The following is a 24,486-nucleotide window of genomic DNA, read 5'->3' as shown; positions in this document are numbered from 1 at the left end:
TCCGGACCCACTGACGGACGGGAGGCGCGGTGCCAGCTGGCACCGCGCCTCCCGTCGGTCCGTGGTCGCGCCGGGTCCGCGCACCCGGCGGTGGCAGAGTGGGCACCATGAAGCTCCTGCGCACCGCACTCACCGGCACGGTCATCGCGAGCGCGGGCAGCGTGGCCCTCGGGGCGGCTGCCGCGCGGCGACTCCTCCGTCCCGCGCCGTTCACCCCGCCGGAGTCCGAGCTCGTGTACGCCGACGAGCAGGACGTCCCGGGCACCGAACCCGACGGTGTCGCCGAGACGCACGTGGTGCACGTCCACGGCCAGTCGATCGGCCCGCAGCAGGTCCTCCGTGGTCTGCGGGTCTGGCGGTCGCTCGGTGCCTCGAACCAGGTCGTCGACACGACGGACCTACCACTCCGCTCCCTCGACCCGGCCGCCGTCGACCGGATCGCCGCCGCGGCCCACGCCGCCCGGGCCCGCGGTGCCCAGCGCGTCGTGCTGCAGGGCTGGTCCGCCGGGGCCCTCGCCGCATCCGCCGCCGCGGCCCGCACGCCCGTGGACGGCATCGTCGGCGTGGCCCCGCTGCTCGACGTCCGCTCGGCGCTCCGCGGAGCGGTCACGGCCGCACGCTTCCCGGCCGCCGTCGGCACGGTCGCCGTGCGGGTGGCCACGACCCCCGGGCTCAGCCGTCTGGCGGGCGTTCCGTACCCGCTGACCGCGACCCGGTGGCAGGACGACGGGACGCCGACGCTCGTGCTGCACTCAGCGGCGGACGCCCTCGTCGCCGCAGACGACGTCGCCCGCCTGGCGGCACGGGGTGCCCGCATCGAGACCTTCCGCGACGCCCGGCACACCCTGGAGTGGAACGAGGACCCGGACCGCTGGGAGGGCGCCGTCCGCGCCTTCGCTGCGGCGCTTTGATCCCGCCCGTGCGCATGCAAGTGGCCCCGGTCCGAAGGACCGGGGCCACTGACGTCCGACCTGTTGGGGGGAACCAGCCGGACATCGTGCACGAGGCGTTGGGGGGGAACCCTCGCACGACCATGATGCTACCCCCGGACGGGGGTCCGGTCCGGCGCGAGCCGGATCACGCACATCGGAACCACGACGGACTGGAGGCGCGGTGCCAGCTGGCACCGCGCCTCCAGTCCGTCGTGTGGTCGGGTCTGGTCCGGTCCTAGGACTCGATCTCGCCCTGCGGGGTCTCCGGCGCCTTCTCGAGCGTCGGCGCCCCGGCGAGGACCTCCTCGCGACCAGGCTGACGCCCGGTCTCGAACTGGAACGTCCCCTCAGCGAAGTCGACCTTCACGTGGTCGCCGGCGTTGAGCTCACCCTGCAGGATGTGCTCGGACAGCTGGTCCTCGACCTCGTGCTGCATCGCGCGGCGGAGCGGCCGGGCACCGAGTGCCGGGTCGAAGCCGACCTTGATGAGCTGCTCCTTGGCGGCGAGCGTGAGCTCCACCGTCATGTCGCGGTCGAGCAGGCGGTCCGCCAGGCGCTTCACGAACAGGTCCACGATCTGCAGCAGCTCGGACTGCGAGAGCTGCGGGAACACGATCGTGTCGTCGACGCGGTTCAGGAACTCGGGCTTGAAGTGCTTCTTGAGCTCCTCGTTCACCTTCGAGCGCATGCGGTCGTAGCCGACGGCCGAGTCACCCTCGACCTGGAAGCCCACCGGGCCACCGGCGATGCCCTGCGAACCGAGGTTCGTGGTCATGATGATGACGGTGTTCTTGAAGTCGACCACGCGGCCCTGGCCATCGGTCAGGCGACCCTCTTCGAGGACCTGCAGCAGCGAGTTGAAGATGTCCGGGTGGGCCTTCTCGATCTCGTCGAACAGGACCACGGAGAACGGCTTGCGACGCACCTTCTCGGTGAGCTGGCCGCCCTCCTCGAAGCCGACGAACCCGGGAGGGGCACCGAACAGCCGCGAGACGGTGTGCTTCTCGCCGAACTCCGACATGTCGAGGGAGATCAGGGCACCCTCGTCGTCGAACAGGAACTCCGCGAGGGCCTTGGCGAGCTCGGTCTTCCCGACGCCCGTGGGGCCGGCGAAGATGAACGAGCCGGAGGGACGGTTCGGGTCCTTCAGGCCGGCACGGGTGCGGCGGATCGTCTTGGAGAGGGCCGAGATGGCCTCTTCCTGGCCGATGACGCGCTCGTGCAGGGCCTTCTCCATGAAGACGAGACGCGAGGTCTCCTCTTCCGTGAGCTTGAAGACCGGGATGCCCGTGGCCTGCGCCAGGACCTCGGCGATGATGCCCTCGTCGACGGTGCCGGACGCGGCGACGTCACCCGCACGCCACAGCTTCTCGAGGCGGAGACGCTCGCCGAGGAGCTTCTTCTCCTCGTCGCGCAGGCTCGCGGCCTTCTCGAAGTCCTGCTCCTCGATCGCGGCTTCCTTCGACCCGCGGACCGTCGAGATCTTCTCGTCGAACTCGCGGAGCTCCGGCGGCGCCGACAGGATCGACAGGCGGAGACGTGCACCGGCCTCGTCGATCAGGTCGATGGCCTTGTCCGGCAGGAAGCGGTCCTGCACGTAGCGGTCCGCCAGGTTCGCCGCGGCGACGATCGCACCGTCGGTGATGGACACCTTGTGGAACGCCTCGTACTTGTCGCGGAGGCCCTTGAGGATGTTGATCGCGTGCGGCAGCGACGGCTCGTTCACCTGCACCGGCTGGAAGCGACGCTCGAGTGCGGCGTCCTTCTCGAAGTGCTTGCGGTACTCGTCGAGCGTGGTCGCACCGACCGTCTGCAGCTCACCGCGGGCGAGGAGCGGCTTGAGGATCGACGCGGCGTCGATCGCGCCCTCGGCAGCGCCGGCACCGACGAGCGTGTGGATCTCGTCGATGAAGACGATGATGTCGCCGCGGGTGCGGATCTCCTTCGTGACCTTCTTCAGGCGCTCCTCGAAGTCACCGCGGTAGCGGGACCCGGCGATGAGCGACCCGAGGTCGAGCGAGTAGAGCTGCTTGTCCTTCAGCGTCTCCGGGACGTCGCCCTTGACGATCGCCTGGGCGAGGCCCTCGACGACCGCGGTCTTGCCGACGCCCGGCTCACCGATCAGGACGGGGTTGTTCTTGGAGCGGCGGGAGAGGATCTGCATGACCCGCTCCATCTCCTTCTCGCGCCCGATGACCGGGTCGAGCTTGCCGTCGCGCGCGGCCTGGGTCAGGTTCCGACCGAACTGGTCGAGGACCTGCGACCCCTGTTGGGCGTTCTGCTGCGTCTCGCCGCCGACGGCGACCGCTTCCTTGCCCTGGTAACCGGACAGGAGCTGGATGACCTGCTGGCGGACACGGTTGAGGTCCGCGCCGAGCTTGACGAGCACCTGTGCGGCGACGCCCTCGCCCTCGCGGATGAGGCCGAGCAGGATGTGCTCGGTGCCGATGTAGTTGTGGCCGAGCTGCAGCGCCTCGCGCAGGGACAGCTCGAGCACCTTCTTGGCGCGCGGCGTGAACGGGATGTGCCCGGTCGGCTGCTGCTGCCCCTGCCCGATGATGTCCTGGACCTGCTCGCGGACGGCATCGAGCGAGATGCCGAGCGACTCCAGCGCCTTGGCGGCGACGCCCTCGCCCTCGTGGATGAGGCCGAGGAGGATGTGCTCGGTGCCGATGTAGTTGTGGTTGAGCATCTTCGCTTCTTCTTGAGCGAGGACGACAACACGACGGGCTCGGTCGGTGAATCTCTCGAACATGTGCTCTCCCTTGCCGGGCTCGTGGGAGCTCGGTGACGTACATCGAGACTAACCAGCGGACCCCCGGAGGGCTGCCCCTGTTCGCCGTGGGCGTGACCTCGCTTCGCCCAGTGGGCGGGCGGGGTGTGGTGGGTACCCTCGGGGCATGGAGCAGCCCGTCGTCGGCCTCGTCGTCCACCCCACCAAGAACGTGCAGGAGTCCGTCGCGACCCTGCAGCGGTGGAACGCCTCCGGACAGGGGCGGCTCGTCGCACGCCGCTCGGACGCGCAGCGCCTGGGCGGCGGTGTGGACGTGGTCGAGGAGGACGACTTCACCGAGCAGATCGACCTCGTCGTGGCGCTCGGCGGGGACGGCACGATGCTCGGGGCCATGCGCCTGGTGGCCAAGCGCCCGGTGCCGGTGCTCGGCGTCAACTACGGCAACGTCGGGTTCCTCGTCGAGATCGAGCCGCCGGAGCTCGAGGCCGCGCTCGACCGGCTGTCCGCCGGCGAGTACCAGCTCGAGCCGCACCACGCGCTCGAGGCCCGGCTGTCCTGGAGCGGTGCACGGACCGACTACCTGGCGTTCAACGACCTCACCGTGGTGCGACGTCCCGGCGCCGGCCAGGTCTCCGCCGACCTGAGCGTCGGTGGGCTCGGCTACGGCTACTACCGCGCGGACGCCATCGTCGCCGCCACCCCGGCCGGGTCCACCGCGTACAACTACGCGGCCGGCGGTCCCGTGCTCTCCCCCGCGCTCTCCGGTTCCGTCGTGACCCCGGTGGCGCCGATGGCCGGGATCGACCGCGCCGTGGTGCTCGCTGCGCGGGAGCGCTACCGACTCGACATCGCCGAGGGCACGAGGAGCGCCGCACTCGAGGTCGACGGACTCGTCGTCGGCGAGGTCGCGACCGGGGCGCAGATCGACGTCCGGCTGCGGAAGGACGCCGCGAGCGTGGTCCGCCTGGACGCCGAGCGGCACGGACGCACCGGCCGGGTGAAGCTCAGCCTGCTCGACCTGCCGGTCCGCCCGGACCAGCTCATCGAGCTCATCCCGCAGGACCTGCGGCAGCGGTTGAACCGCGACCTCGAGGACGGCTGACGACCGGTCGGCTGCCAGGACTCGTCGGCAGACGGACGAGTGGCCCGCCCAGGCAGTGCCTGGACGGGCCGTCCCATCACCCCACCGGACCGCCTTCCCACAGGACGGCCCGGTTCCCCGTGCCGGCACTGACGCGCCGGCCGAAGCCTGCTGACCTCAGTCGGTCAGGTACAGCTGCATGTCCTGGCTCACGGCCTTCGCGAACAGGCGCAGCTTCGCACGGGACTCGACGCGGCTGACCGCCTGTCGGGTCGTGTGCACAATCTTCGAGATCTCGTCGAGCGTCATCGGCTTGTCGTCGTCCAGGCCGTAGCGCATCCGGATGACGTTCGCCTCGTCGCTCGGCAGCTCCGCGACGATCGAGCGGATGTCGCGGTGCAGGAGCGTCGTCTCGGTGAGCTCGTTCGGGCTCGCGGCGTCCTCGTCCTCGATGAAGTCGCCGAGCTCGCTGTCGTCCGAGTCGCCGACCACGGTGTGGATCGAGACCGGCTCGTGCGAGCGGCCCTTCAGGTCGAGGAGCTCCTCGGTGCTCATGCTGAGCTCCGCGGCGACCTCGTCGGGCATCGGCGCGCGGCCGAGGTCGACGGTCAGGTCGCGCTCGGTGCGTGAGATCTTGTTGATGAGCTCGACGGTGTGCACCGGGATGCGGATCGTCCGGGCCTTGTCGGCGAGACCGCGCGAGATGGCCTGGCGGATCCACCAGGTGGCGTACGTCGAGAACTTGTAGCCCTGCGTGAAGTCGAACTTCTCGACGGCACGCACGAGGCCCAGGTTGCCCTCCTGGATGACGTCCATGAACGGCAGGCCGCGCTGCGAGTACCGCTTCGCGATGCTCACGACGAGGCGGAGGTTCGAGGTGATCATGCGCTCCTTGGCGCGTTCACCGTCGCGGACGAGCCAGCGCAGCTCGCGCTGCAGGGTCTTGTCGATGCCGGGCTCCGTGGCGAGCTTCTCCTCGGCGAACAGGCCGACCTCGATGCGGCGGGCGATGTCCGCCTCTTCCTCGGCGGTGAGGAGCGAGAGGCGGCCGATGTGGCGCAGGTAGTCGCCGACCTGGTCGACCGAGGCGCCGCGGACACCCGCGAGCTGCTCGTCGGCTTCGACCTCGGTGTCGAGCGTGGTGGTCTCCACCGCGGCGTCCGCGGTCTTCGCTGCTGCAGCCTTCTTGGTGCGGCGCGCGGTGGTGCCAGTGGTCGTCGTCTTCGGTGTTGCGGTCGCGATCGTCATGGTGACTCTCCCTGCGGTTCGACGGTGATGGCCTCGGTGGGGGGTGTTGACGAGTAAAGCGGTCCAAGGTGTACCCCACAAACCGATCGGATCGATTCCCAGGGAACCTCGTGCTTCACCGCCGGAACTGTCCCCCGCGGGGTACGTCCTGGTCGACAGCATGGTCCGCCTCGATGCCCGGGCGCAAGGGGATGTCGCCGTGTTTCCGGTGTTGCAGGGGTGTTTCATCAACGTTGCCGAGGGTGTACCCCGGTCGACCGCGTCCCGTGGACACGAAAACGGGGTACGTCGGCCGGGATCGGTTCGATCCGGCGTGACGTACCCCGAAGGAGGACGATCTGGGGTTCACCAGGAGGGCTCGAGCCACCCGTCCCGTCGCTTCGAGACCTCGAGGTCGGCGTCGCGGTCGAACTCGTCGTACTCGCTCTCGATGTCGCCGACGAGGCTGCGACCGGTGAAGACGTGCGTGGTGGACATGCCGACGATGCTCACGCCGCCGGGCGACGGCGCGGTGAACGGCCGGTGGCCGGGAGCGGACAGTCAGACGTCCACGTCGTCCTCGTCGAGGTCGTCGAGGTCGTCCTCGTCGTCCAGCCAGGACGCGTCGCGGACCGCGTCGGGCAGCACCGGATGTCCGAAGGCGTCCTCGGCGTCGAGCTCTGCGGGATCCACCGCGTCAGTGCACCACCGACGGGTGAACGCGGGGTGAAGCGGCTACTCGGCCGAGGTCGGTGCCGGGGCGGGACGGCCGTGCTCGCGCTCGAAGCGGGCGCGCTCCTCGGCCTCGACCTTCGCGTAGGCCGCGCGCTCCGTCCGGTCGGCCCGCATGATCGCGCGCATGACGAACCAGAAGATGAGGCCGACGACGATCGTCGGCGTCACGGCGAAGATGATCCCGGTCACGACTCCCTGCGGCACCCGGCGATCATAACCCGGCCGACCGTGGGAGGCGCCGTGCGGGGCGGACCCGCACCGCGCCTCCAGGCCGGGCGGGACGTGACCGGTCCGTCTACTTGACCAGCGGGAACAGGATCGTCTCGCGGATGCCGAGCCCGGTGATCGCCATCAGGAGGCGGTCGACGCCCATGCCCATGCCGCCCGACGGGGGCATGGCGTGCTCGAGGGCACGGAGGAACTCCTCGTCGACGCGCATCGCCTCGGGGTCACCGCCGGCGGCGAGCTTCGCCTGCTCGACGAAGCGCTCACGCTGGACGACCGGGTCGACGAGCTCCGAGTAGGCCGTCGCGAGCTCGAAGCCGCGGACGTACAGGTCCCACTTCTCGACCACGCCGGGGCGCGTGCGGTGCTGCCGCGTGAGGGGCGAGGTGTCGACCGGGAAGTTCATCACGAACGTCGGCGCGTACAGCTCGTCCCCGTTGAAGTGCTCCCACAGCTCCTCGACGTACTTGCCGTGCGTGGCGTGCGCCACCTCGACGCCCTCGGCGTCGGCGAGCGCCTGCAGCTCGGACAGCGGGGTCTCCGGGGTGATCTCGTGACCCGATGCCTCGGACAGGGACTCGTACATGTCCATGCGCGCCCAGTCGCCGCCGAGGTCGTAGTCGGAACCGTCCGGCAGCGTGACGACGAGCGAGCCGCCCGTGACGGCCTTCGCGGCGTTCTGGACGAGCTCCTGCGTCAGGTCGGCCATCTGCTCGTAGTTGCCGTACGCCTGGTAGGCCTCGACCATCGCGAACTCGGGCGAGTGCGACGAGTCGGCGCCCTCGTTCCGGAAGTTGCGGTTGATCTCGAAGACGCGGTCGATGCCGCCGACGACCGCGCGCTTGAGGAACAGCTCGGGCGCGATGCGCAGGTACAGCTCGGTGTCGAACGCGTTCGAGTGCGTGACGAACGGTCGGGCGGAGGCGCCACCGTGCTGCGTCTGGAGCATCGGGGTCTCGACCTCGAGGTACTCGTGGCCGGTGAAGGTGCTGCGCAGGGACGCCATCACGGCGGCACGGGCACGGACGATCGCGCGGGCCTGGTCGCGGACGATGAGGTCGAGGTACCGCTGGCGGACCCGGGTCTCCTCGTTGAGCTCGTTGTGCAGGTTCGGCAGCGGCAGGATCGCCTTGGCCGCCATCGCCCAGTCGTCGACCATGATCGACAGCTCGCCGCGGCGCGAGGAGATCACGCGGCCGTGCACGAAGACGTGGTCGCCGAGGTCGACGAACTCCTTCCAGCGGGCCAGGGACTCGTCGCCGACCTCGGCCAGCGAGACCATGGCTTGGATGCGGGAGCCGTCGCCGGACTGCAGGGACGCGAAGCAGAGCTTGCCGGTGTTGCGGGAGAACACGATGCGGCCGGCGATGCCGACGACGTCCTGGGTCTCCTCGCCGGTCTCGAGGTGGGCGTACTGCTCGCGGACCGCGGGGATCGTCGTGGTGATCGGGAGCTCGGCGGGGTAGGCGTCGATACCGGCGTCGAGGAGCTTCGTCCGCTTGTCGAGCCGGACCTGTCGCTGCTCGCTGGTCTCCTCGGCGGACAGGGCTTCTGCGGCGGTCTCTTCGCTCATTGCTGGTGCGGCTCCGATGGGGTCGTGGGGGACGCTCCGATGGTACCCGGCGCTTCGCGCTCGGACGGGCGCCGGTGCGTGGCCCGCGCGCGGGCGGGGCGCGACGGGGTGGGGCACGGCGGGCTGGGGCACGGCGGGCTGGGGCACGGCGGGGTGGGGCACGGCGGGCTGGGGCACGGCGGGGTGGGGGCGCTCGTCGGCGTCAGGGGGCCAGGCGCGCCTCGACCACGAAGTTGTCGCGCGACGGGCCACCGTCCGGTCGTTCCAGGCAGGTGATGACCACGAGCCGCCCCGGGACGTCCGCCCACACCGTGGCGTCGCCGCTGATCGACGGCTTCGGCACCGTCCTGGTCCCCGTCACGACGTAGCGGGCGCCCGCGACCTCGACGGCGTCGCCGACCCCCACCCGGGACGTCCCCGACGCCGTGTCGTACAGCGCGTTGCCCGGGCCGACTCCGCCGCCGCGCAGGGAGTGCATCGCGACGAAGACCGTGCCGCGCTCCGGGGTCCGGACGCCGGTGCCGAGGTCCCGGATCCAGAACGCGTCCGTGAAGGTCGGCGGCTGGACCTCGTGGTCGACCGTGACGAGGGACCGCAGTGGGACGTCGAGCCCCACGGACGGCACCCGGAACGCGTCGCCGCCAGCGGCCCGGACGGCCATCCGGCGCACGGCGGCCGGGGACGGTGCGAGCCCGGGGGCGGCGTCGACACGGTTGCCCCGGAGGTCGGGGAGCGACGGGGTCGCCGGCGGACGCTCCCCCTGTTGGACGATCCCGACGACGCCGACCACGACGAGCACGCCGGCGACCAGGAGTGCAGCCGTCGTCGCGAGCCGCCGACCACGTCCCGGTCCGCCCGGGCCGCCGGGCCGGGTCATGCGGCGCGGTCCCCGAGCACGGCGCGCACCACCTCGTGCACCCGTTCCGCGGCGCGTCCGTCGCCGTAGGGGTTCACCGCGCGGCCCATCGCCCGGTACCGGTCGTCGTCGTCGAGGAGCGCGGCCAGTTCGGCCCGGACGACCGCGCGGTCGGTGCCGATCAGCCGCGAGGCGCCGGCCTCCAGTGCCTCGGGCCGCTCGGTGGTGTCCCGCGTCACGAGGACGGGGGTGCCGAGCGTTGGTGCCTCCTCCTGCACGCCGCCGGAGTCCGTCACGATGCAGTGCGCGGCCTGCATCGCCCGGCAGAACGTCGGGTAGTCGAGGGGTGCGTCGACGAGGACGTGGTCGAGGCCGGCGAACGCGGGCTCGATCGCCGCGCGGACGATCGGGTTCGGGTGCAGCGGCGCCCAGACGAACACGTCGTCGCGGTCGCGGACGGTGTCGGCGATGCCCGCGGCCGTGTCGGCGAGTCCGGTCTCCCACGACTCACGGCGGTGACCCGTGACGAGCACCAGACGGCGTCCGGCGTCGAGCGCGGCCTGCACGGGCGCCGGGAGCGCCGGGGGTGCCGCGTCGAGGGTGTGCAGGAGCGCGTCGATCACGGTGTTGCCCGTCACGTGCACGGCCGCGGCGTCGGCGCCCTCGGCGAGCAGGCGGTCGGCGGCACGCTGCGTCGGGGCGAAGTGGACCGAGGCGAGCTGCCCGATGACCCGGCGGTTCGCCTCCTCCGGCCAGGGCGACCACAGGTCCGCCGACCGCAGCCCGGCCTCGAGGTGCGCGACCTCGACGTGCGCGTAGTGGGCGGCGAGCGCCGTCACGGCGGCGGCCGAGGTGTCCCCGTGCACGAGCACCAGGTCCGGGCGACGTCGGGCGATGACCCCGCCGACCGCCGTCATCGTCCGGGTGGCGAGGGCGGTGAGGTCCTGCCCGGGCACCGCGACGTCGAGCCGCTCGTCCGGGTCGAAGCCGAAGGTCGCGTACACGGGCTCGAGGAGTCCGGCGTGCTGGCCGGTGTCGACGACCGTCGTGTCGATCGAGTGGTCGGCGCGGAGTCGTCGCACGACGGGTGCGACCTTGATGGCCTCCGGACGCGTCCCGAAGACGACCATGACGTGCGGGTTCACCGGTGACCTCCCGGTCCGGTCGGTCGGAGCGACGAGACGTGCCGGGGCTCCTGGTGGGTGGTACGCCGGACCGGGCCGGTCCGACGCCGTGCGCCGCGTGCGGAACCGCTGCGCGGGGTGGCGATCCGCCGGGCGAGGAGCGCGGCGGACAGCGGGATGCTGACGAGCAGGAGCATGTTCAGCAGGTCGGTGACCAGCAGGTGCTTGTAGATCTCCGACGCCCCCTCGGAGAGCATCACGGCCCAGAACTGCGTCCAGGTCGCGACCGCGGTGACGACGACCGTCGCCCCGAAGGCCGCGGCACGGTCGCCGAGCTGCCGCCGCCGGAACGCGAGGCCGAGGCCGAGCGCGAGGGCGACGATCTGCAGCAGGACGATCGCGGACGGCGCGGTCCCGAGGAGCGCCGACACGGCCACGACGACGGGGAAGCGGTGCTCCTGCTGCCACGGCTCGGCGCCGACGTCCGGCGGGTACGCACCGACGTAACCGAGCACCGGCTGCGTCATCGCCTCGAGCCCGCGGTCGGCCATCCCGACCAGCCGCGCCGGGTGCGTCGCGTAGAACAGGGCGATCCGGCCCTGGGAGACCTCCTCGGTGAACCGCGGGAAGTCCGGCCGGTGGACGGCCGCGTTCTCCGACGCCACCGTCGTGCCGCTGCTCGACGCCCAGTCGGCGGGCAGGCCGAACCAGCGGAGGTCGCCCTCGGGGTCCGGGCTGTGCGGGAGCATCTCGACGAAGACCGCGTTGTAGGTGTTGAGCAGCGTGAAGTGCCGCGGCTGGATCGCCGCGTAGCCGACGGCGACCCCGGCGAGGACGACCACCAGCGAGGCCCCGAGGAGACGGGACACGACGCGGCCACGGGGACGCTGGCGCCCGGCGCGCGAGTCCGGGCCGCCCCGCCGGCGGCGTGCCCGCGCGTCCGGGTCGCCACGCCCCCGGCGCGCCCGCAGCGGGCGCCAGAGCAGCGCGAGGGCCGCGGCGGGCAGGAGGGCGACCATCTGGGTCTTCGCGGTGATCGTGAACACCGTCGCGAGCGAGAAGAGCAGCGTCGCCAGCCACGTCGGGTCCCCCCGCCGCCACATCGCCAGCAGGCAGACGACCATGGCCAGGACCCCGAGGAAGCAGGCCGCCTCGGAGTACGGGGACACGAAGAACCGCGCGAAGACGCCGTCGCCGACGACCGCGACGACGAGGGCCGCGGCGATCAGCCGGAAGAGCGCACGTCCGGGCAGGAACGCCACGAACAGCGCGACGAGCACCCCGAACACGAGCACGCAGACGATGCCGACGGCGCGGGTGTCGATGCCGGCGCCCCAGCCGAACAGCGGCGTCAGCACGACGGCCGGCCACACGAGCAGCATCTGGGACGACACGTAGGGTTCGCCGGACCCGCCTGCACCGCACGCCTCGCCCGCCCAGCGGTGCGGTACCCACTGCGTGAAGACGTACTGCGTGCTCGCGGCGTAGTCGTACGGGGCGGTGTTCGCGACCCCGAACGCGCACATCAGCCGCTGGCCGTCCCCCTGGTCCCCCATCCCGACGACGGTCGGGACGAACAGGTGCAGGAGCAGCACCGCGACGGCGAGGCACCCCGCGACGACGGCCGTGGCCCAGCGGCCCCGCGGGTCCTCGGCCGGCCCACCCGGGGCGATCCACCGCCAGACGAGCAGCAGCCAGGCGCTCGCGGCCCGCCGGGAACCGCGGGTCGCCGGCGCCGACGGGGTGGCGACCGGGGCGGGGGCCGTGTCAACCACGGCTGGTCGGGAGGAACGCTCCCGTGGTGAGTCCGGCACGACTGTCTCCTCCGACGGCGCAGTGCAGTGAGTGGGTCCCGTTGGTCTGCTGCACTGCCACGCCGGTGACGAACGTGGTCGGGTAGTCCCCGACGAAGGGGGAGCACATCCGCTCGACGTCCTGCTGCGTCGGGTCGCCGGTCGTGACGTCGAGCCAGGCGTTCACGTCCTGGCTGCTGTGCGGTGCCGAGCAGGGCACGGCAGTCCCGGTCGGCTCCCACGTGCCGTCCGGACGCGCCTGCTGCCGGTAGCACTGGCGGACGTCGGCGGACGAGCGGGTGGGGAGCACGCCCTCGAGCGAGCGGGTCACGGTGCGCGGTCCGCCACCGGTGCCGACGAGCCCGACGGCGCATGTGACCGCGCGGTCGCCGTCCGCCCACTCGGCAGCGGTCGGCCAGTACGCCCAGGTGGCGAGCGGGACGACCCCGTCGCGTTCCGCGGCCCCGACGAACGCCCGCGCCTGCTCGTACCCGCACAGCCGGCTCGTCAGCCGCTGCAGGACCTGCTGCGTCGGACGCTCCCGCTGGTCGGCCGGGGACCCGGTCAGCTCGGTGGTCGCGGACACCTGCAGCGTGTGCTCGTCGTCGCAGTCGACCGCGGGGGCACCCAGGCTGACCGCCGTGACCTCGGCGAGGTAGCGGAGGTCGAAGCACGTGCCGACCGGCGCCGGGGTCGAGGCCGCCGGCGGCTGACGGTCGAGCACCCCGCACCCGGCGGTGGCGCCGACGACCAGGACGGCGGCGGCCGCCCCGACGACGCGTCCGAGCGTGCGGGACGCCGACACTCCGAGCACCCGGCGCATCAGGCCCGCCGCCGCCCGGCGCGACGCACCCCGATGCCGGCGCCAGCGCCCACGCCAGCGCCAGCGCCAGCGCCCACGCCAGCCCCCACGCCAGCGCTCGTGCCTGCCGCGTGTTCCGTGCCCGCGCGACGGGGCCCACCGTCGGCACGACGGGCCCCGGGACCGCGCGTCCGGTCCGGCGCGGTCCCCCGGCGCCGACCCCGGACCGACACGACGACCTGCAGCAGCACCGCCCCGGCGAACCCGAAGATCACGAACAGCGACCCGACGTACTCGTGCACGACGTCGAAGCCCGCCGTGCCCCAGCGCTGCAGCGCCACCGACGACCCGACGTACCGGATGACGTTGCAGGCCACGGCGATCGCCAGCGCCCCGACGAGCGCGAGGGCCGCTCGACGGAACGGCACCGATCCGAGCAGCATGAGCACGCCGCCCAGCGCCAGCAGCGGCACGAGCAGCACCACGGTCGAGCACATCGGCGTGATCTGGATGCCGTGCACGTCCTGCGTGCCGATGCCGAAGTAGATGACGTCGACGGCCGCGTTCGACCGTCCGTCCGTGAACTGTCCGATCACCCAGGCCGTGACCTCGGCCTCGACCGTGCGGAAGGTCGGCTGGACGACGAGGAGCGCCGCGGCGAGCGCGAGGAGCAGCAGTCCGACGGCGCGGCGGGGGCCGGCGGACGGGACGACGGGGGCGGTGACGGCGTGCGACACGTCAGGCCTCCTTGGCGACGAACAGGTGGTCGGTCTCCGCGTTGCGACGGGTCTTCGCCCAGCCGTTGCGGGAGGTCAGGATGCGGGTGAAGGCCCGCGGCACGCAGACGTAGCTCTGGTACATGTAGATCCAGTAGCCGAGCGCCCACCCGAGCGTGGTGCCGAGCCCCGTCCGCTCCCGGATGTGCCGGCGGTAGATGAGCGGCCACAGCGCGAACGGCGCGATGCCGGTGATGACGACGAGCGGCAGGAGCCACCAGGCCTCGGCGAACCAGGCCCAGAACGAGCCCTCGGAGACCGATCCCTGCGCGACCATCGCGACGAACACGGTCGGCCAGAGCAGGACGCCGGCCATCTGCAGGTACGGCTGGACCAGGAAGTAGCTCGCCTCGAGCGCCCCGGCGTTGGTGACGTGCGGCGAGGTGAAGATCCGCAGGAGGTACCGCGCGCACTGCATGCCGCCCTGGCACCAGCGCGTGCGCTGCGTGAGCAGGCGCCGGGTGCCGGGGAGCGCCTCCTGCTCGACGTGGGTGTCGTGCAGGTACACGTTCCGGAACCCGGCGAGCATCACGTGCACGCCGAGCTCGTAGTCCTCGAGCAGCGATCCGTGCCACGGCGTCCGCTCCCCCTGGGCGATGGCGTCGAGGGCGCTGAGCCGGGTGAACTGCCCGTTGCCGCCGAGCCCGACGGAGAGCGTCCGGCCGCGCAGGCACTGCATGGCGGCGATGGTCGTGCGGAACTCGATGTCCTGCATCCGGATCAGGTACCGGGACCACCAGCGGCCGAGCCGACCGGGGGCCGCGCCGGCGGGGTCGCGGTCGTCGCGGTTCGACATCCACACCGCGGCCTGGCAGGCGCCGGTCGCGGGGTTGCCGAACGCGTGGCGGCCGGCGGCCTGCCGGAGGGCGTTCTCGGCGAGGATCCCGTCCGCGTCGACGACCACGACGACGACCGCGGAACGGTCCGTCCCGGCCGGCAGCCACGCGTCGAGCTGGGCGTACGCGGCGTTGAGCGCGTCGCCCTTGCCGGTGCGCGCGGCCGGACGGCGGCGCTGCACGAGGTGCACGTGCGGGTCGACCGCCGCCCGCTCGGCGATGATCGTCGCGGACCGGTCGTCGCTGTCGTCGTCGATGACCCAGACGTGCATCGCCGGGAACCGGGAGCGCATCCGTTCGATGGTCGCGCCGATCACGACCTCTTCGTCGCGGCAGGGCACGAACGCGTGCCACGTGAACGCGTCGGCGTCGCCCTCGCGGTCGGGACGGCGCCGGAGGAACGGCACGAGGATGGCGAGGACGTAGGCCAGGAAGACCACGAGCAGGACGAAGGCGAGGATCTGCGCGGACTCGGTTGCGGTCACGGTGGACGGCTCCAGGGGGTTCGAGGCCCGTGGCACCGCGTCGTGCTGTCGACGCGGTGCCACGGGAGGGGCCGACCGTGGTGAGGGGTCGACCGCAGGTGCCGGACGGGACCTGAGCCCGTCGGCGGGAGGCCGGTGGTCGCCCGAGGGAGGGCGACCACCGGCGGGGACCGCAGGGCACGCGATCGTGCGACGGTTCCCCGTGGGGTGCGACACCGTCCCGACACGGTGCCGCACCCCGAGCGGTGCGGCGGTGGATCCGGTGCGCTACCCGAGCGGGCCGGCGCGCTACCCGAGCGGGCCCGAACGCTGCTGGCGTCGTCGGTAGAGCGTCCGGATGCCGATGAAGGCCACGATCGCGATGCCCACCGCCAGCAGGAGGAACGGGCCGAAGGTGGTCTGCGACCCGGCGACGACCGCGCCGCCGGTCAGCACCGCGGGGCCGACGATCCCGCTGCCGCTGCCGGTGTACATCAGCGTGCGACCGCGAGGGCCTGACGACGACGGACCACCGTGAGGGCGAACGCCGCGGCGACGAGCAGACCGACACCGCCCGCAATCCCGGCCGAGGCGGGGTTCACGATCGGGACGGCGGCGCGACCGGCGTTCGGACCGACGGTCGCCGAGGCGATGTCGACCGTGGTGAGCGCTCCGGCGTTCAGCAAGCCGACGCGGAGTGCCGTCTCGGTGAAGGCACCGTCGGCGCCGTTCGTCTTGACGTTGACGTTGAGCTGCGCCAGGGCGTCGATCGCGGTGCCGAGTGCCGGCTGCACGGTGTTCGTGAGCGTGGCGAGGAGGCCGGGGACCAACGACAGGTTCCCGATGCCGGGGAGTGCGTTGACGGTGCTCGTCACCTTGGCGACGACCGCGGCCGGCACGTACTGCAGCAGGTTGGTCCCGGCCGGCAGCTGGTTGAGGTCGCTCACCCCCGCCGCGGCGAGGATGTCGGCCAGCGTGACCTGCACCGTGCCGTCCGCGTTGATCGGGTTCGTCCCGCCCAGGACGAACAGCGGCGCGAGGGCGGTCCGCAGGGACGCGAGCGTCGGCGAGAGCACCGTCCCGCCGACCGTCAGGTCCAGCGTCGACAGGTTGTACTGCCCGCTCTGGTTGCCGCTGACGTCCTGCGTGGCCGACGCGGCCAGCGCGCCGATGCGGGCGTCGAGGCTGACCGGCGCCGTGGCCGAGCCGACCCGGATCTGCGCGTTGCTGTTCGCCGCCGGAGCGCCGAGCGTGGACGGCGTGACCGTCACACCGGCACCGAGCAGGCTGGGCGCCTGGCTCACCGCGCCGGAGAACGCCGACGACGACCCGTCCGCGTTCGCCACCGCGTACTGCCCGACCGCGCCGAGCTGGATGATGCCGTTGTTGCCGAACAGGTTCACGCCACCGCTCTGCAGCCCCACGGACTGCAGGGCCGTGGCGTCGAGCGGGGTGTTCGCGACGACGTCCGCCGAACCGTCCGCGTTGACGGCCGATGCACCGCGGAGCGACGCGATCGAGTCGAGGGTGCCGGTGGTGAGCAGCGTGGTCGACACGAGCCGGCCGTTCGCCTGGGAGACCACGGGCGCTGCCTGCGCCGCGGTGGGGATGAGGAGGGTGAGCGCGACTCCGAGAGCGGTCGCCGAGGCGACCCCTGCGGAGGTCGCGGCAAGGGTGTGCCGCGTCATGGGGGAAACTCCATCTGATCTCTGGGTGAGGACCCGCCTGGTGAGAGCGAGCCGTGCGGATCCGCCTGGTGAGGACGGGTCCCGACCCGCTTCCGCTGGTGAGACGGAGGTGAGCCGGTCTCGACGCTAGCAGGATGCACAGGGAGAGCACGACCCCCGGTCCGTGCCCCTCTTCGGGGGTCGACGGTCGGGTCCGCTACAGCGCGGCCTGTCCGTCGGCCGCCGCGAGCGCGTTGTCGACCGCGGACCGCACCAACGCACCGAGTACCCGGCCCGGCCGCTCGACGCCGATCCCGGACAGCGTGCCGGCGGACTGGTCGACGATCGCGGTCGAGAACGACACCGCCGCACGCACGGCGTCGGCGTACGCGGGTCGGTCCTGCTCCGCGACGACGAAGGGCTCCGCCCCCATCTCGACGACCAGGGCCTGCGCGATCGGGAGCACGGGCGCCGGCGCGGTGACGGCGCAGTACGCGTCGCGGAGGCGCGTCAGGTCGACGCTCGTGCCCGTGAACGCCATCGCCGGGTGGATCGCGAGGGGGATCGCGCCGGCCGCGAGCGCCGGTGCGAGCACACCGACGCCGTGGTCCGGGCTGGTGTGCACGACGAGCTGCCCGGGCTGCCAGATCCCCGCGTCGGCGAGCCCCCGCACGAGCTCCGCCAGCTGGTCGTCGGGCACCGCGAGCAGGACGAGCTCGCTCCGCTCGACCAGGTCCGCGGTCGCCAGGACCGGGGCACCCGGGAGCATCGCCTCGGCCCGGTCGCGTCCCGCGTCCGACACGGCCGTCACCCCGACCACCGCGTGCTCCGCGTTCGCGAGCGCTGCGCCGAGGACCGGTCCCACCTTCCCCGCACCGACGACGCCGACCCCGAGTCGCCCCGCCCTCACCGTGCGGCTCCCGGTGTCGGGACGTCGCCCCAGCCGGGAGGCGCGGTGCGGCTCCCCGGGAACGCGTCGCCGGACGGGGTGGTCGCGCTGGTGCCCGACGTGGCGGGGCCGCGCCGTGTCTCCCGTTCGCGCCAGCGGTGTGAGGTGTCCGCCGCGGCCGCCTCGACCGCGCGGTGCGCGGTCTCCGACCACAGGCGCTGCGCGTCGCGCGCGTCGAGCGCGCCGACGCGCGCCGAGACCGGCCCGTGCACGGTGTGCACGTGTGCCGAGGCGAGCCGCAGCCAGCGCTCGAGGGGCCCCTGCTCGACCTTGACGCTCTGCACGCGGGGCAGCGGCACGATCACGAGCGACCGCCACACCGCACCGAGCCGGAGCAGCACCGCGCCCGGCACGAACCGGTAGCCGTTGCGGCGGAAGGACAGCGGGCGGAGCCACGCGCCCCGTCGGGGCGAGTGCACGAAGCCGCCGCGGTCGCCGGTCGTCGTGAGGCTCTCGTCGACGACGTCCACGGCCTCGGACGCGCCCTCGCGGAGTGCCGCGCGGGACGCCGACGGTCCGGCCACTGCCGTGCCGACGAGCCCGGGCAGGATGATGTCGAGGACCTGACGGACGTCCTCGGCCCGGCCCACCGGCAGCACGATCGACGATGCCTGCTGGTTGTTCGACGCACCGTTCCCGGCGTTCGTCGCCCGGTTGATGCGCACGTCCCACCACCCGAACGGCCGCCACAGCAGGGGCTGCGCCACGCTGACGGCGTGGATGCGTCCCGGCGGGAGCGTCTCGTTCGACGTGGAGACGAGCCCGAAGCCGATCCGGATGCCGTCTCGGGTGTCCGCGATCGTGTACTGCAGCGACCGGGAGAACTTCCGGACGTAGTACCCGCCCGCACCGATGACGGCGGGGAACAGGCCGAACAGGATCCCGTACTCGCCGGTGAGCGCGACGCTGACGATCATCGCGGCGACCGCCAGCAGGATGAACACCGTCGTGCCGGACAGCAGCATCGAGGCGATCAGCCGACCGGGGTGCACCTTCACGACGCGGGTTGCGTGCACGGCGCCCGGGTCGAGCTCGGGCGAGAACAGCTCCTCGACGCGGTCCTGCAGCGGGCCGTACGACGTGCGCTCCACCGCAGGGTCGTCGTCCTTCGCGCCGGAGGCGAGCACGAGGATGCGGGAGCGCAGGTCGTCCGCGGCCCGGGCCCCGAGGTACGCGAGCTGCACGTTCGCGTCGTTGCCGGCCTGGGCGATCTCGAGCTTCGCCGTGCCGACGATCCGCGGGATGATCGGCCGCGAGATGTTGATGCCCTGGATCCGGTCGAGCCGGGCCCGGCGGTTCGTGCGGAACAGGACGCCCGACCGCACCTCGACGATCTCGCCCGTGACACGGAACTCGTGCATCCGCCACGACAGGTAGAAGAGCCCGATCAGCACGATCAGCAGCACCACGATCCCGAGCAGCACCCACCCGACGGCGCCGTGCTCCCACACGTAGCGGACCGGGTCGCCGTCGTCCTGGGGACCTGCGCCGGGGATGACGAACTCGAGCAGCTGGTCGCGGAGGTTGTTCAGCACGTACCCGAGCACGACGATGAGCACGATGCCGCCCTTGAGGAGCGGTGTCAGCGGGTGCAGGCGGTGCCACTCGCCGTCGGTCAGGGGCGCTGCGGCGGCGGCGTCGCCCTTCGTGGGCGGTGCCGGTGGCGGTGGTCCGGGTCGGAAGGTCACGGTGCCCCCTACAGCCCGGCGCGACGGGTCTCGGCGAGCTCGACGAGCCGGTCGCGCAGCGCGTCGGCGTCGGCAGCGGGGATGCCCGGGATGCGGACGTTCGTCGAGGCGGCCGCCGTCACGAACTTCAGCTCGCTCAGGCCGAGCACGCGGTCGAGCGGGCCGCGGTTCACGTCGACGAGCTGCATCCGGCCGTACGGTACCGCGGTGAAGCGCTGCCACATCAGGCCGCGTCGGAGCACCAGGTCGTCGTCGCGCAGGGCGTACCCGATCGCACGGACCCGACGGGGCGTGAGGACCGCCGTCACGAGGGCGACCACGGCCACGACGATCGCGATGAGGCTCCACACGGTGCCGGCGGTCTGGCCGAAGCCGTCGTTCAGCACCGCGAACAGCACGCAGCCGGCGGTGAGCACGAGCCCGACGAGCACCGTGCTGACGAGCTCGGTCCAGACGAGCTTCGGCGACACCCGCGTCCACGTGGTCCCGGTCAGGCCGAGGCCCGGCTCGTCGAGTCGTTCCAGCGGCATCACGGCCTCCTGCGGTCGTCGGTCAGTTCGCCGTCGTGCCGCCTCTGGGGAGGTCGTCGTCGTCGTCACCCGGGGGTGGCGCGATGCACATGCGCTCGGCGACGATCGCGCACACCACGAGCACGGCACCGCCCCCGACCGCCACGGCGTTCGGCAGGACCGAGCCTAGCGGCGGCAGCGCGGAACGGGTCAGGACGTACACCAGGAGCCCCGCGCCGAAGCCGCCGAACAGCGCGCCCGCGATGCTCGACGCCTTCGCGAGGACCACGACGCGCGTCGCGTAGAGCGGGTCGACGGCCCGCTGCCGGGACGCCCCGTCGCGCGCGTGCCGCCGCACGGGGCGGGCCATCAGCACGACGGCGACGCCGATCAGGGTGAGGGTCGCGCCGAGCGGGGTGGACAGGAACAGCGTGGGCGCCTGGCGCGAGGCCAGGACCGCGTCGAGCGCGAACCCGGCGACGGCCGCCACGAGCGCGACGCTGACGAGGGTGGAGGCGCGGGTCGGCTTCACGCGGTCGGCTCCGGTGCAGCCGGATCCGACGAGACCGGACGGGAGGCGCGGGTCGGACGGGAGGCGCGGGTGGGCTCGTCGAACAGGCGCGGCTCGTCGACGCGCTCGGTGTCGTCCCCGACGGCCGCGAGCAGGTCGGCCACCGGCCCGGCACCCGGCAGCACGGCGTCCGGGTCGGCGTCGAGCCACGGCGCGAGCACGAACGCCCGTTCCCCGGCGCGCGGGTGCGGCACCGTCAGGGTGGTCGTGTCGAGCACGAGGTCGTCGATGGCAACGACGTCGAGGTCGAGCGTCCGGTCGCCCCAGCGGACCTCGCGGGTCCGGCCGTGCTCGTCCTCGATCCCGTGCAGCGCGTCGAGGAGCTCCTGCGGGCCGAGGTCCGTGTCGACCACGACGACGCCGTTCCGGTACCGCGGCTTCGTCGTGTCGAGGCCGTCCAGGGTCAGCGCGACCGACTCGACCTCGCGGCTCGACGCCACCGGGCGGACGCCGGGCAGGTCGGCGATGGCCCGGGCCGCTGCCCGCAGGGTGCTCCCGCGGTCGCCGAGGTTCGCGCCGAGGGCGATGACCGCCCGGCTCACTCTTCTTCCTCGTGCGGCACGGCACCGCCGCGGGTCCGCCGGATCGTGATCGACACGTCGGTGAACGGCACCGTGATCGGCGCCTGCGGCTTGTGCACGGTGACCTCGGTCGCAAGGGCCGCGCGGTGCGTCAGGACCGCGGCGGCGATGCGCTCGGCGACCGTCTCGATGAGGTCCACCGGGTCGCGTTCGATCTCGGCGACGACCTGCTCGGCGAGCACGCCGTAGTGCACGGTGTCGGCAAGGTCGTCGCTGCCGGAGGCCGTGCTCGCGTCGACCTCGACCGCGACGTCGACGACGAAGTCCTGGCCGTCCTGGCGCTCGTGGTCGAAGACGCCGTGGTGGCCCCGGGCACGGACCCCGGTCAGTCGGATGGTGTCCCTCATGTACGTGCTGCCCTCCAGGCATCCCAGACGTCGAGCACGGCACGCGTCGGTGCCGGGTCGTGCACGCGGACCCCCCACGCGCCGCGTTCGGCGGCGAGCAGGCTGATCGCGGCGGTGGCGAGGTCACGGTCCCGCGGCGGCGCCCCGGCAGCGCTGCCGACCCCGTCCAGGAACCGCTTGCGGGAGGCGGCGACGAGCACCGGCAACCCGATCGAGGCGAAGCGTTCGTAGCCGGCCAGGATCTCCCAGTTCTGGGCGCCCTGCTTGGCGAAGCCGAGACCCGGGTCGATCACGACCTGCTCCTGCCGGACGCCGAGCACGATGAGCTCGGCGACGCGCAGCTCCACCTCGCGGCGGACTTCGTCGACGGCGTGCGCGTACTCGGCGTTGCGGTACATGCGGTCGCTGTGCCCGCGCCAGTGCATCACGACGAAGCCGACGCCGGTGTCCCGGACGACCCGCACCATGTCCTCGTCGGCGAGCCCACCCGAGACGTCGTTGACGATCACGGCGCCGGCCTCGACCGCGCGCTCGGCGGTCGCGGCGTTCATCGTGTCGACGCTCACCGCGATGCCCTCGGACACGAGCTGGCGGACGACGGGCAGCACGCGCTGCTGCTCGACGTCCACGGGGACCCGCTCGGCGCCCGGTCGGGTCGACTCCCCGCCGACGTCGACCAGGTCGGCACCGTCCGCGACGAGCTGCCGGGCGTGGGCCACGGCGGCGTCGTACGCCTGGTGCAGCCCGCCGTCGCTGAACGAGTCGGGCGTGACGTTGAGGATGCCCATCACGCGCGTGCCGTCGGCGACCGTCCGTCCGGTCGCGGTCCGGTCGGCGCGGGTCGACGCTGTGACGATCTCGGGCACCGGTGCCGGCGCCCGGAGGTCGATCGCGACCGTCGGGGGCTCGGCGGCGGCGGCGCGGGCGGCGAGCTCGACGTCGCGCGCCGAGCTCGCCTCGGCGAGTCGGCGCGCGCGTCTCGTCGGCAGGTCGGTCATGCCGGCCTAGGCGGGGGCGATACCGGGGTTGCCGAACGGCCGACGGCGGGGCTTCGACGGCGACTCGGTGTCGCCCTGCTCCGCCGCGGTCGAGGCGGCCTTGCCCGGGAACTCGATCGCCGGCAGGTTCGAGACCGGCCGCTTGTCGCTCGAGAGCCACTGCGGGCGCTCGGGCAGCTTGCGGACGTCCTTGAAGATCTCGACGAGCTCCGGCGCGTCCAGCGTCTCCTTGTCGAGGAGCTCGCCGGCCAGGCGGTCGAGGATGTCGCGGTTCGCGTTGAGCACCTGGTAGGCCTCGTCGTGCGCGGCCTCGAGCAGGGCGCGGGTCTCGGCGTCGACGGTCTCGGCGATGTTCTCCGAGTAGTCGCGACCGCCGTTGCCGCCCATGTCGCGACCAACGAAGGGCTCGCTCGACCCGGAGCCGAGCTTGACCGACCCGACCGCACGGCTCATGCCGTACTCGGTGACCATCTTGCGCGCGGTCGACGTGGCCTTCTCGATGTCGTTCGAGGCGCCGGTCGTCGGGTCGTGGAAGACGATCTCCTCGGCCACGCGACCGCCCATGGCGTACGTCAGCTGGTCGAGCAGCTCGTTGCGCGTCACGGAGTACTTGTCCTCGAGCGGGAGCACCATCGTGTAGCCGAGGGCGCGGCCGCGCGGCAGGATCGTGATCTTCGTGACCGGGTCGGTGTGCCGCATCGCCGCAGCCGCCAGGGCGTGGCCGCCCTCGTGGTAGGCGGTGATGAGCTTCTCCTGGTCGGACATGATCCGGGTGCGGCGCTGCGGGCCGGCCATCACGCGGTCGACGGCCTCGTCCAGGGCGCGGTTGTCGATGAGCTGCGCGTTCGAGCGGGCGGTCAGGAGCGCGGCCTCGTTGAGGACGTTCGCCAGGTCGGCGCCGGTGAACCCGGGCGTCTTGCGGGCGAGGAGCTCCAGGTCGACGCTCGCGGCGAGCGGCTTGCCCTTCGCGTGCACCTCGAGGATCTGCTTGCGACCAGCGAGCGAGGGCGCGTCGACACCGATCTGGCGGTCGAAGCGGCCGGGGCGCAGGAGCGCGGGGTCGAGCACGTCGGGACGGTTCGTCGCGGCGATCAGGATGACGTTCGTCTTGCCGTCGAAGCCGTCCATCTCGACGAGCAGCTGGTTGAGCGTCTGCTCGCGCTCGTCGTTGCCGCCACCGATGCCGGCGCCGCGGTGGCGACCGACGGCGTCGATCTCGTCGATGAAGACGATCGCCGGGGCGTTCTGCTTCGCCTGGTCGAACAGGTCGCGGACGCGGCTGGCACCGACGCCGACGAACATCTCGACGAAGTCCGAACCGGAGATCGAGTAGAACGGCACACCGGCCTCACCCGCGACGGCGCGGGCGAGCAGCGTCTTGCCGGTCCCGGGAGGGCCGTACAGCAGCACGCCCTTCGGGATCTTCGCGCCGACGGCCTGGAACTTGGCCGGCTCCTGCAGGAACTCCTTGATCTCGTGGAGCTCCTCGATCGCCTCGTCCGAGCCGGCGACGTCCGCGAAGGAGACCTGCGGGTTCTCCTTGTTGTTCATCTTCGCGCGGGACTTGCCGAACTGCATGACCTTCGAGCCGCCGCCCTGGGCGCTCGAGAGCAGGAACCAGAACAGGGCACCGATGATGAGGAAGGGCAGGATGATGCCGAGGAGCGAGAGGAACCAGTTCCCCTGCTGCACGGTGTCGTTGTAGCCCTTGGGGAGGTTCGCGTCGTTGACGGCCTGGATGACCTCTTCGCCACGCGGCGTGGAGTAGTAGAACTGCTCCTTCGCGTTGCCGTCCTTGAGGGTGAGGTCCACGCGCTGCTCGGTGGAGTTCACCACCACGGAGGAGACCTTGCCGTCCGAGAGCTGCTCGAGACCCTTCTGGGTGTCGATCTGCTGGGTGCCGGACTGGCTGATCACGGCCCAGCCGATCCAGATCCCCACGATCGCGATCAGCACGTAGATGTACGGCCCGCGGAGGATGCGCTTGAAGTCCATGTGATCCGGGCACGGAGGCCCGA

At 72.5% G+C, this 24,486-nt stretch carries 24 protein-coding genes; 2 read left to right on the top strand and 22 right to left on the bottom strand.

Annotated elements, in window-relative coordinates; all coding sequences use genetic code 11:
* Positions 1-107 precede the first annotated feature (107 nt).
* Positions 108-911 (top strand): hypothetical protein, encoded by an 804-nt coding sequence (locus tag DEU32_RS11405; protein ID WP_147281454.1) that lies wholly within the window; start codon positions 108-110, stop codon positions 909-911.
* A 256-nt stretch (positions 912-1,167) separates the two neighbouring features.
* On the opposite strand, the gene DEU32_RS11400 is transcribed toward DEU32_RS11405, so the two are convergent.
* Positions 1,168-3,687, bottom strand: coding sequence for an ATP-dependent Clp protease ATP-binding subunit (locus tag DEU32_RS11400; protein WP_114850642.1), 2,520 nt, complete (start codon positions 3,685-3,687; stop codon positions 1,168-1,170).
* A 145-nt stretch (positions 3,688-3,832) separates the two neighbouring features.
* Here DEU32_RS11400 and DEU32_RS11395 point away from each other — a divergent pair, with 145 nt between their 5' ends.
* A complete protein-coding gene (locus tag DEU32_RS11395; protein ID WP_058742231.1) occupies positions 3,833-4,768 on the top strand; it encodes an NAD(+)/NADH kinase in 936 nt (311 codons plus the stop codon).
* Positions 4,769-4,924: 156 nt separating this feature from the next.
* On the opposite strand, the gene DEU32_RS11390 is transcribed toward DEU32_RS11395, so the two are convergent.
* From DEU32_RS11390 to ftsH, 21 genes are all read right to left on the bottom strand, one after another.
* Positions 4,925-5,995 (bottom strand): sigma-70 family RNA polymerase sigma factor, encoded by a 1,071-nt coding sequence (locus DEU32_RS11390; RefSeq protein WP_058742232.1) that lies wholly within the window; start codon positions 5,993-5,995, stop codon positions 4,925-4,927.
* A gap of 345 nt (positions 5,996-6,340) precedes the next feature.
* A complete protein-coding gene (locus DEU32_RS17540; protein WP_257222155.1) occupies positions 6,341-6,472 on the bottom strand; it encodes a hypothetical protein in 132 nt (43 codons plus the stop codon).
* Between the two features lie 63 nt (positions 6,473-6,535).
* Positions 6,536-6,667 (bottom strand): hypothetical protein, encoded by a 132-nt coding sequence (locus tag DEU32_RS17535; RefSeq protein ID WP_257222156.1) that lies wholly within the window; start codon positions 6,665-6,667, stop codon positions 6,536-6,538.
* A gap of 42 nt (positions 6,668-6,709) precedes the next feature.
* Positions 6,710-6,913 (bottom strand): hypothetical protein, encoded by a 204-nt coding sequence (locus DEU32_RS11385; protein WP_058742233.1) that lies wholly within the window; start codon positions 6,911-6,913, stop codon positions 6,710-6,712.
* Positions 6,914-7,004: 91 nt separating this feature from the next.
* Positions 7,005-8,507: a lysine--tRNA ligase gene (gene lysS, locus DEU32_RS11380; protein WP_114850641.1), complete on the bottom strand. Its 1,503-nt coding sequence runs from the start codon at positions 8,505-8,507 to the stop codon at positions 7,005-7,007.
* Between the two features lie 202 nt (positions 8,508-8,709).
* Positions 8,710-9,384 (bottom strand): class F sortase, encoded by a 675-nt coding sequence (locus tag DEU32_RS11370; RefSeq protein ID WP_114850639.1) that lies wholly within the window; start codon positions 9,382-9,384, stop codon positions 8,710-8,712.
* Positions 9,381-10,508 carry a non-hydrolyzing UDP-N-acetylglucosamine 2-epimerase gene (gene wecB / locus DEU32_RS11365; protein WP_258554854.1) on the bottom strand — a complete coding sequence of 376 codons (1,128 nt, stop codon included), beginning with the start codon at positions 10,506-10,508 and terminating at the stop codon, positions 9,381-9,383. Before wecB ends, DEU32_RS11370 begins: the two co-directional genes overlap by 4 nt.
* On the bottom strand, positions 10,505-12,262 hold the full coding sequence (locus DEU32_RS11360; RefSeq protein WP_114850638.1) for a hypothetical protein: 1,758 nt from the start codon (positions 12,260-12,262) through the stop codon (positions 10,505-10,507). The genes wecB and DEU32_RS11360 overlap by 4 nt, the downstream gene beginning before the upstream one ends.
* Complete coding sequence (locus DEU32_RS11355; RefSeq protein ID WP_114850637.1) at positions 12,255-13,103, bottom strand: septum formation family protein; 849 nt, start codon at positions 13,101-13,103, stop codon at positions 12,255-12,257. The genes DEU32_RS11360 and DEU32_RS11355 overlap by 8 nt, the downstream gene beginning before the upstream one ends.
* Complete coding sequence (gene xrtS, locus DEU32_RS11350; protein WP_114850636.1) at positions 13,103-13,819, bottom strand: exosortase S; 717 nt, start codon at positions 13,817-13,819, stop codon at positions 13,103-13,105. The genes DEU32_RS11355 and xrtS overlap by 1 nt, the downstream gene beginning before the upstream one ends.
* 1 nt (position 13,820) lies before the next feature.
* Complete coding sequence (locus tag DEU32_RS11345; RefSeq protein ID WP_114850749.1) at positions 13,821-15,179, bottom strand: glycosyltransferase family 2 protein; 1,359 nt, start codon at positions 15,177-15,179, stop codon at positions 13,821-13,823.
* Positions 15,180-15,467: 288 nt separating this feature from the next.
* Positions 15,468-15,653 carry a hypothetical protein gene (locus DEU32_RS11340; protein WP_058742264.1) on the bottom strand — a complete coding sequence of 62 codons (186 nt, stop codon included), beginning with the start codon at positions 15,651-15,653 and terminating at the stop codon, positions 15,468-15,470.
* Positions 15,653-16,846 (bottom strand): choice-of-anchor G family protein, encoded by a 1,194-nt coding sequence (locus DEU32_RS11335; protein ID WP_114850635.1) that lies wholly within the window; start codon positions 16,844-16,846, stop codon positions 15,653-15,655. The genes DEU32_RS11340 and DEU32_RS11335 overlap by 1 nt, the downstream gene beginning before the upstream one ends.
* 196 nt (positions 16,847-17,042) lie before the next feature.
* Positions 17,043-17,735, bottom strand: a complete 693-nt coding sequence (locus tag DEU32_RS11330; protein ID WP_258554852.1) for a Rossmann-like and DUF2520 domain-containing protein — start codon at positions 17,733-17,735, stop codon at positions 17,043-17,045.
* On the bottom strand, positions 17,732-19,462 hold the full coding sequence (locus tag DEU32_RS11325; protein WP_114850634.1) for a PH domain-containing protein: 1,731 nt from the start codon (positions 19,460-19,462) through the stop codon (positions 17,732-17,734). Before DEU32_RS11325 ends, DEU32_RS11330 begins: the two co-directional genes overlap by 4 nt.
* Positions 19,463-19,470: 8 nt before the next feature.
* On the bottom strand, positions 19,471-19,992 hold the full coding sequence (locus DEU32_RS11320; protein ID WP_058742270.1) for a PH domain-containing protein: 522 nt from the start codon (positions 19,990-19,992) through the stop codon (positions 19,471-19,473).
* A gap of 22 nt (positions 19,993-20,014) precedes the next feature.
* Complete coding sequence (locus tag DEU32_RS11315) at positions 20,015-20,503, bottom strand: DUF3180 domain-containing protein (protein ID WP_114850633.1); 489 nt, start codon at positions 20,501-20,503, stop codon at positions 20,015-20,017.
* Entirely contained in the window at positions 20,500-21,084 is a 585-nt protein-coding gene (folK, locus tag DEU32_RS11310) for a 2-amino-4-hydroxy-6-hydroxymethyldihydropteridine diphosphokinase (RefSeq protein WP_114850632.1), read from the bottom strand. The genes DEU32_RS11315 and folK overlap by 4 nt, the downstream gene beginning before the upstream one ends.
* Positions 21,081-21,470, bottom strand: coding sequence for a dihydroneopterin aldolase (gene folB, locus DEU32_RS11305; protein ID WP_114850631.1), 390 nt, complete (start codon positions 21,468-21,470; stop codon positions 21,081-21,083). Before folB ends, folK begins: the two co-directional genes overlap by 4 nt.
* Positions 21,467-22,468, bottom strand: coding sequence for a dihydropteroate synthase (gene folP, locus DEU32_RS11300; protein ID WP_258554851.1), 1,002 nt, complete (start codon positions 22,466-22,468; stop codon positions 21,467-21,469). Before folP ends, folB begins: the two co-directional genes overlap by 4 nt.
* Before the next feature lie 6 nt (positions 22,469-22,474).
* Positions 22,475-24,463: an ATP-dependent zinc metalloprotease FtsH gene (gene ftsH, locus DEU32_RS11295; RefSeq protein WP_058742467.1), complete on the bottom strand. Its 1,989-nt coding sequence runs from the start codon at positions 24,461-24,463 to the stop codon at positions 22,475-22,477.
* Between the last annotated feature and the right edge of the window lie 23 nt (positions 24,464-24,486).

Source organism: Curtobacterium sp. AG1037 (assembly GCF_003349855.1).
Lineage (GTDB): Bacteria > Actinomycetota > Actinomycetes > Actinomycetales > Microbacteriaceae > Curtobacterium > Curtobacterium citreum.
This window is presented reverse-complemented; position numbering and strand designations above follow the sequence as displayed.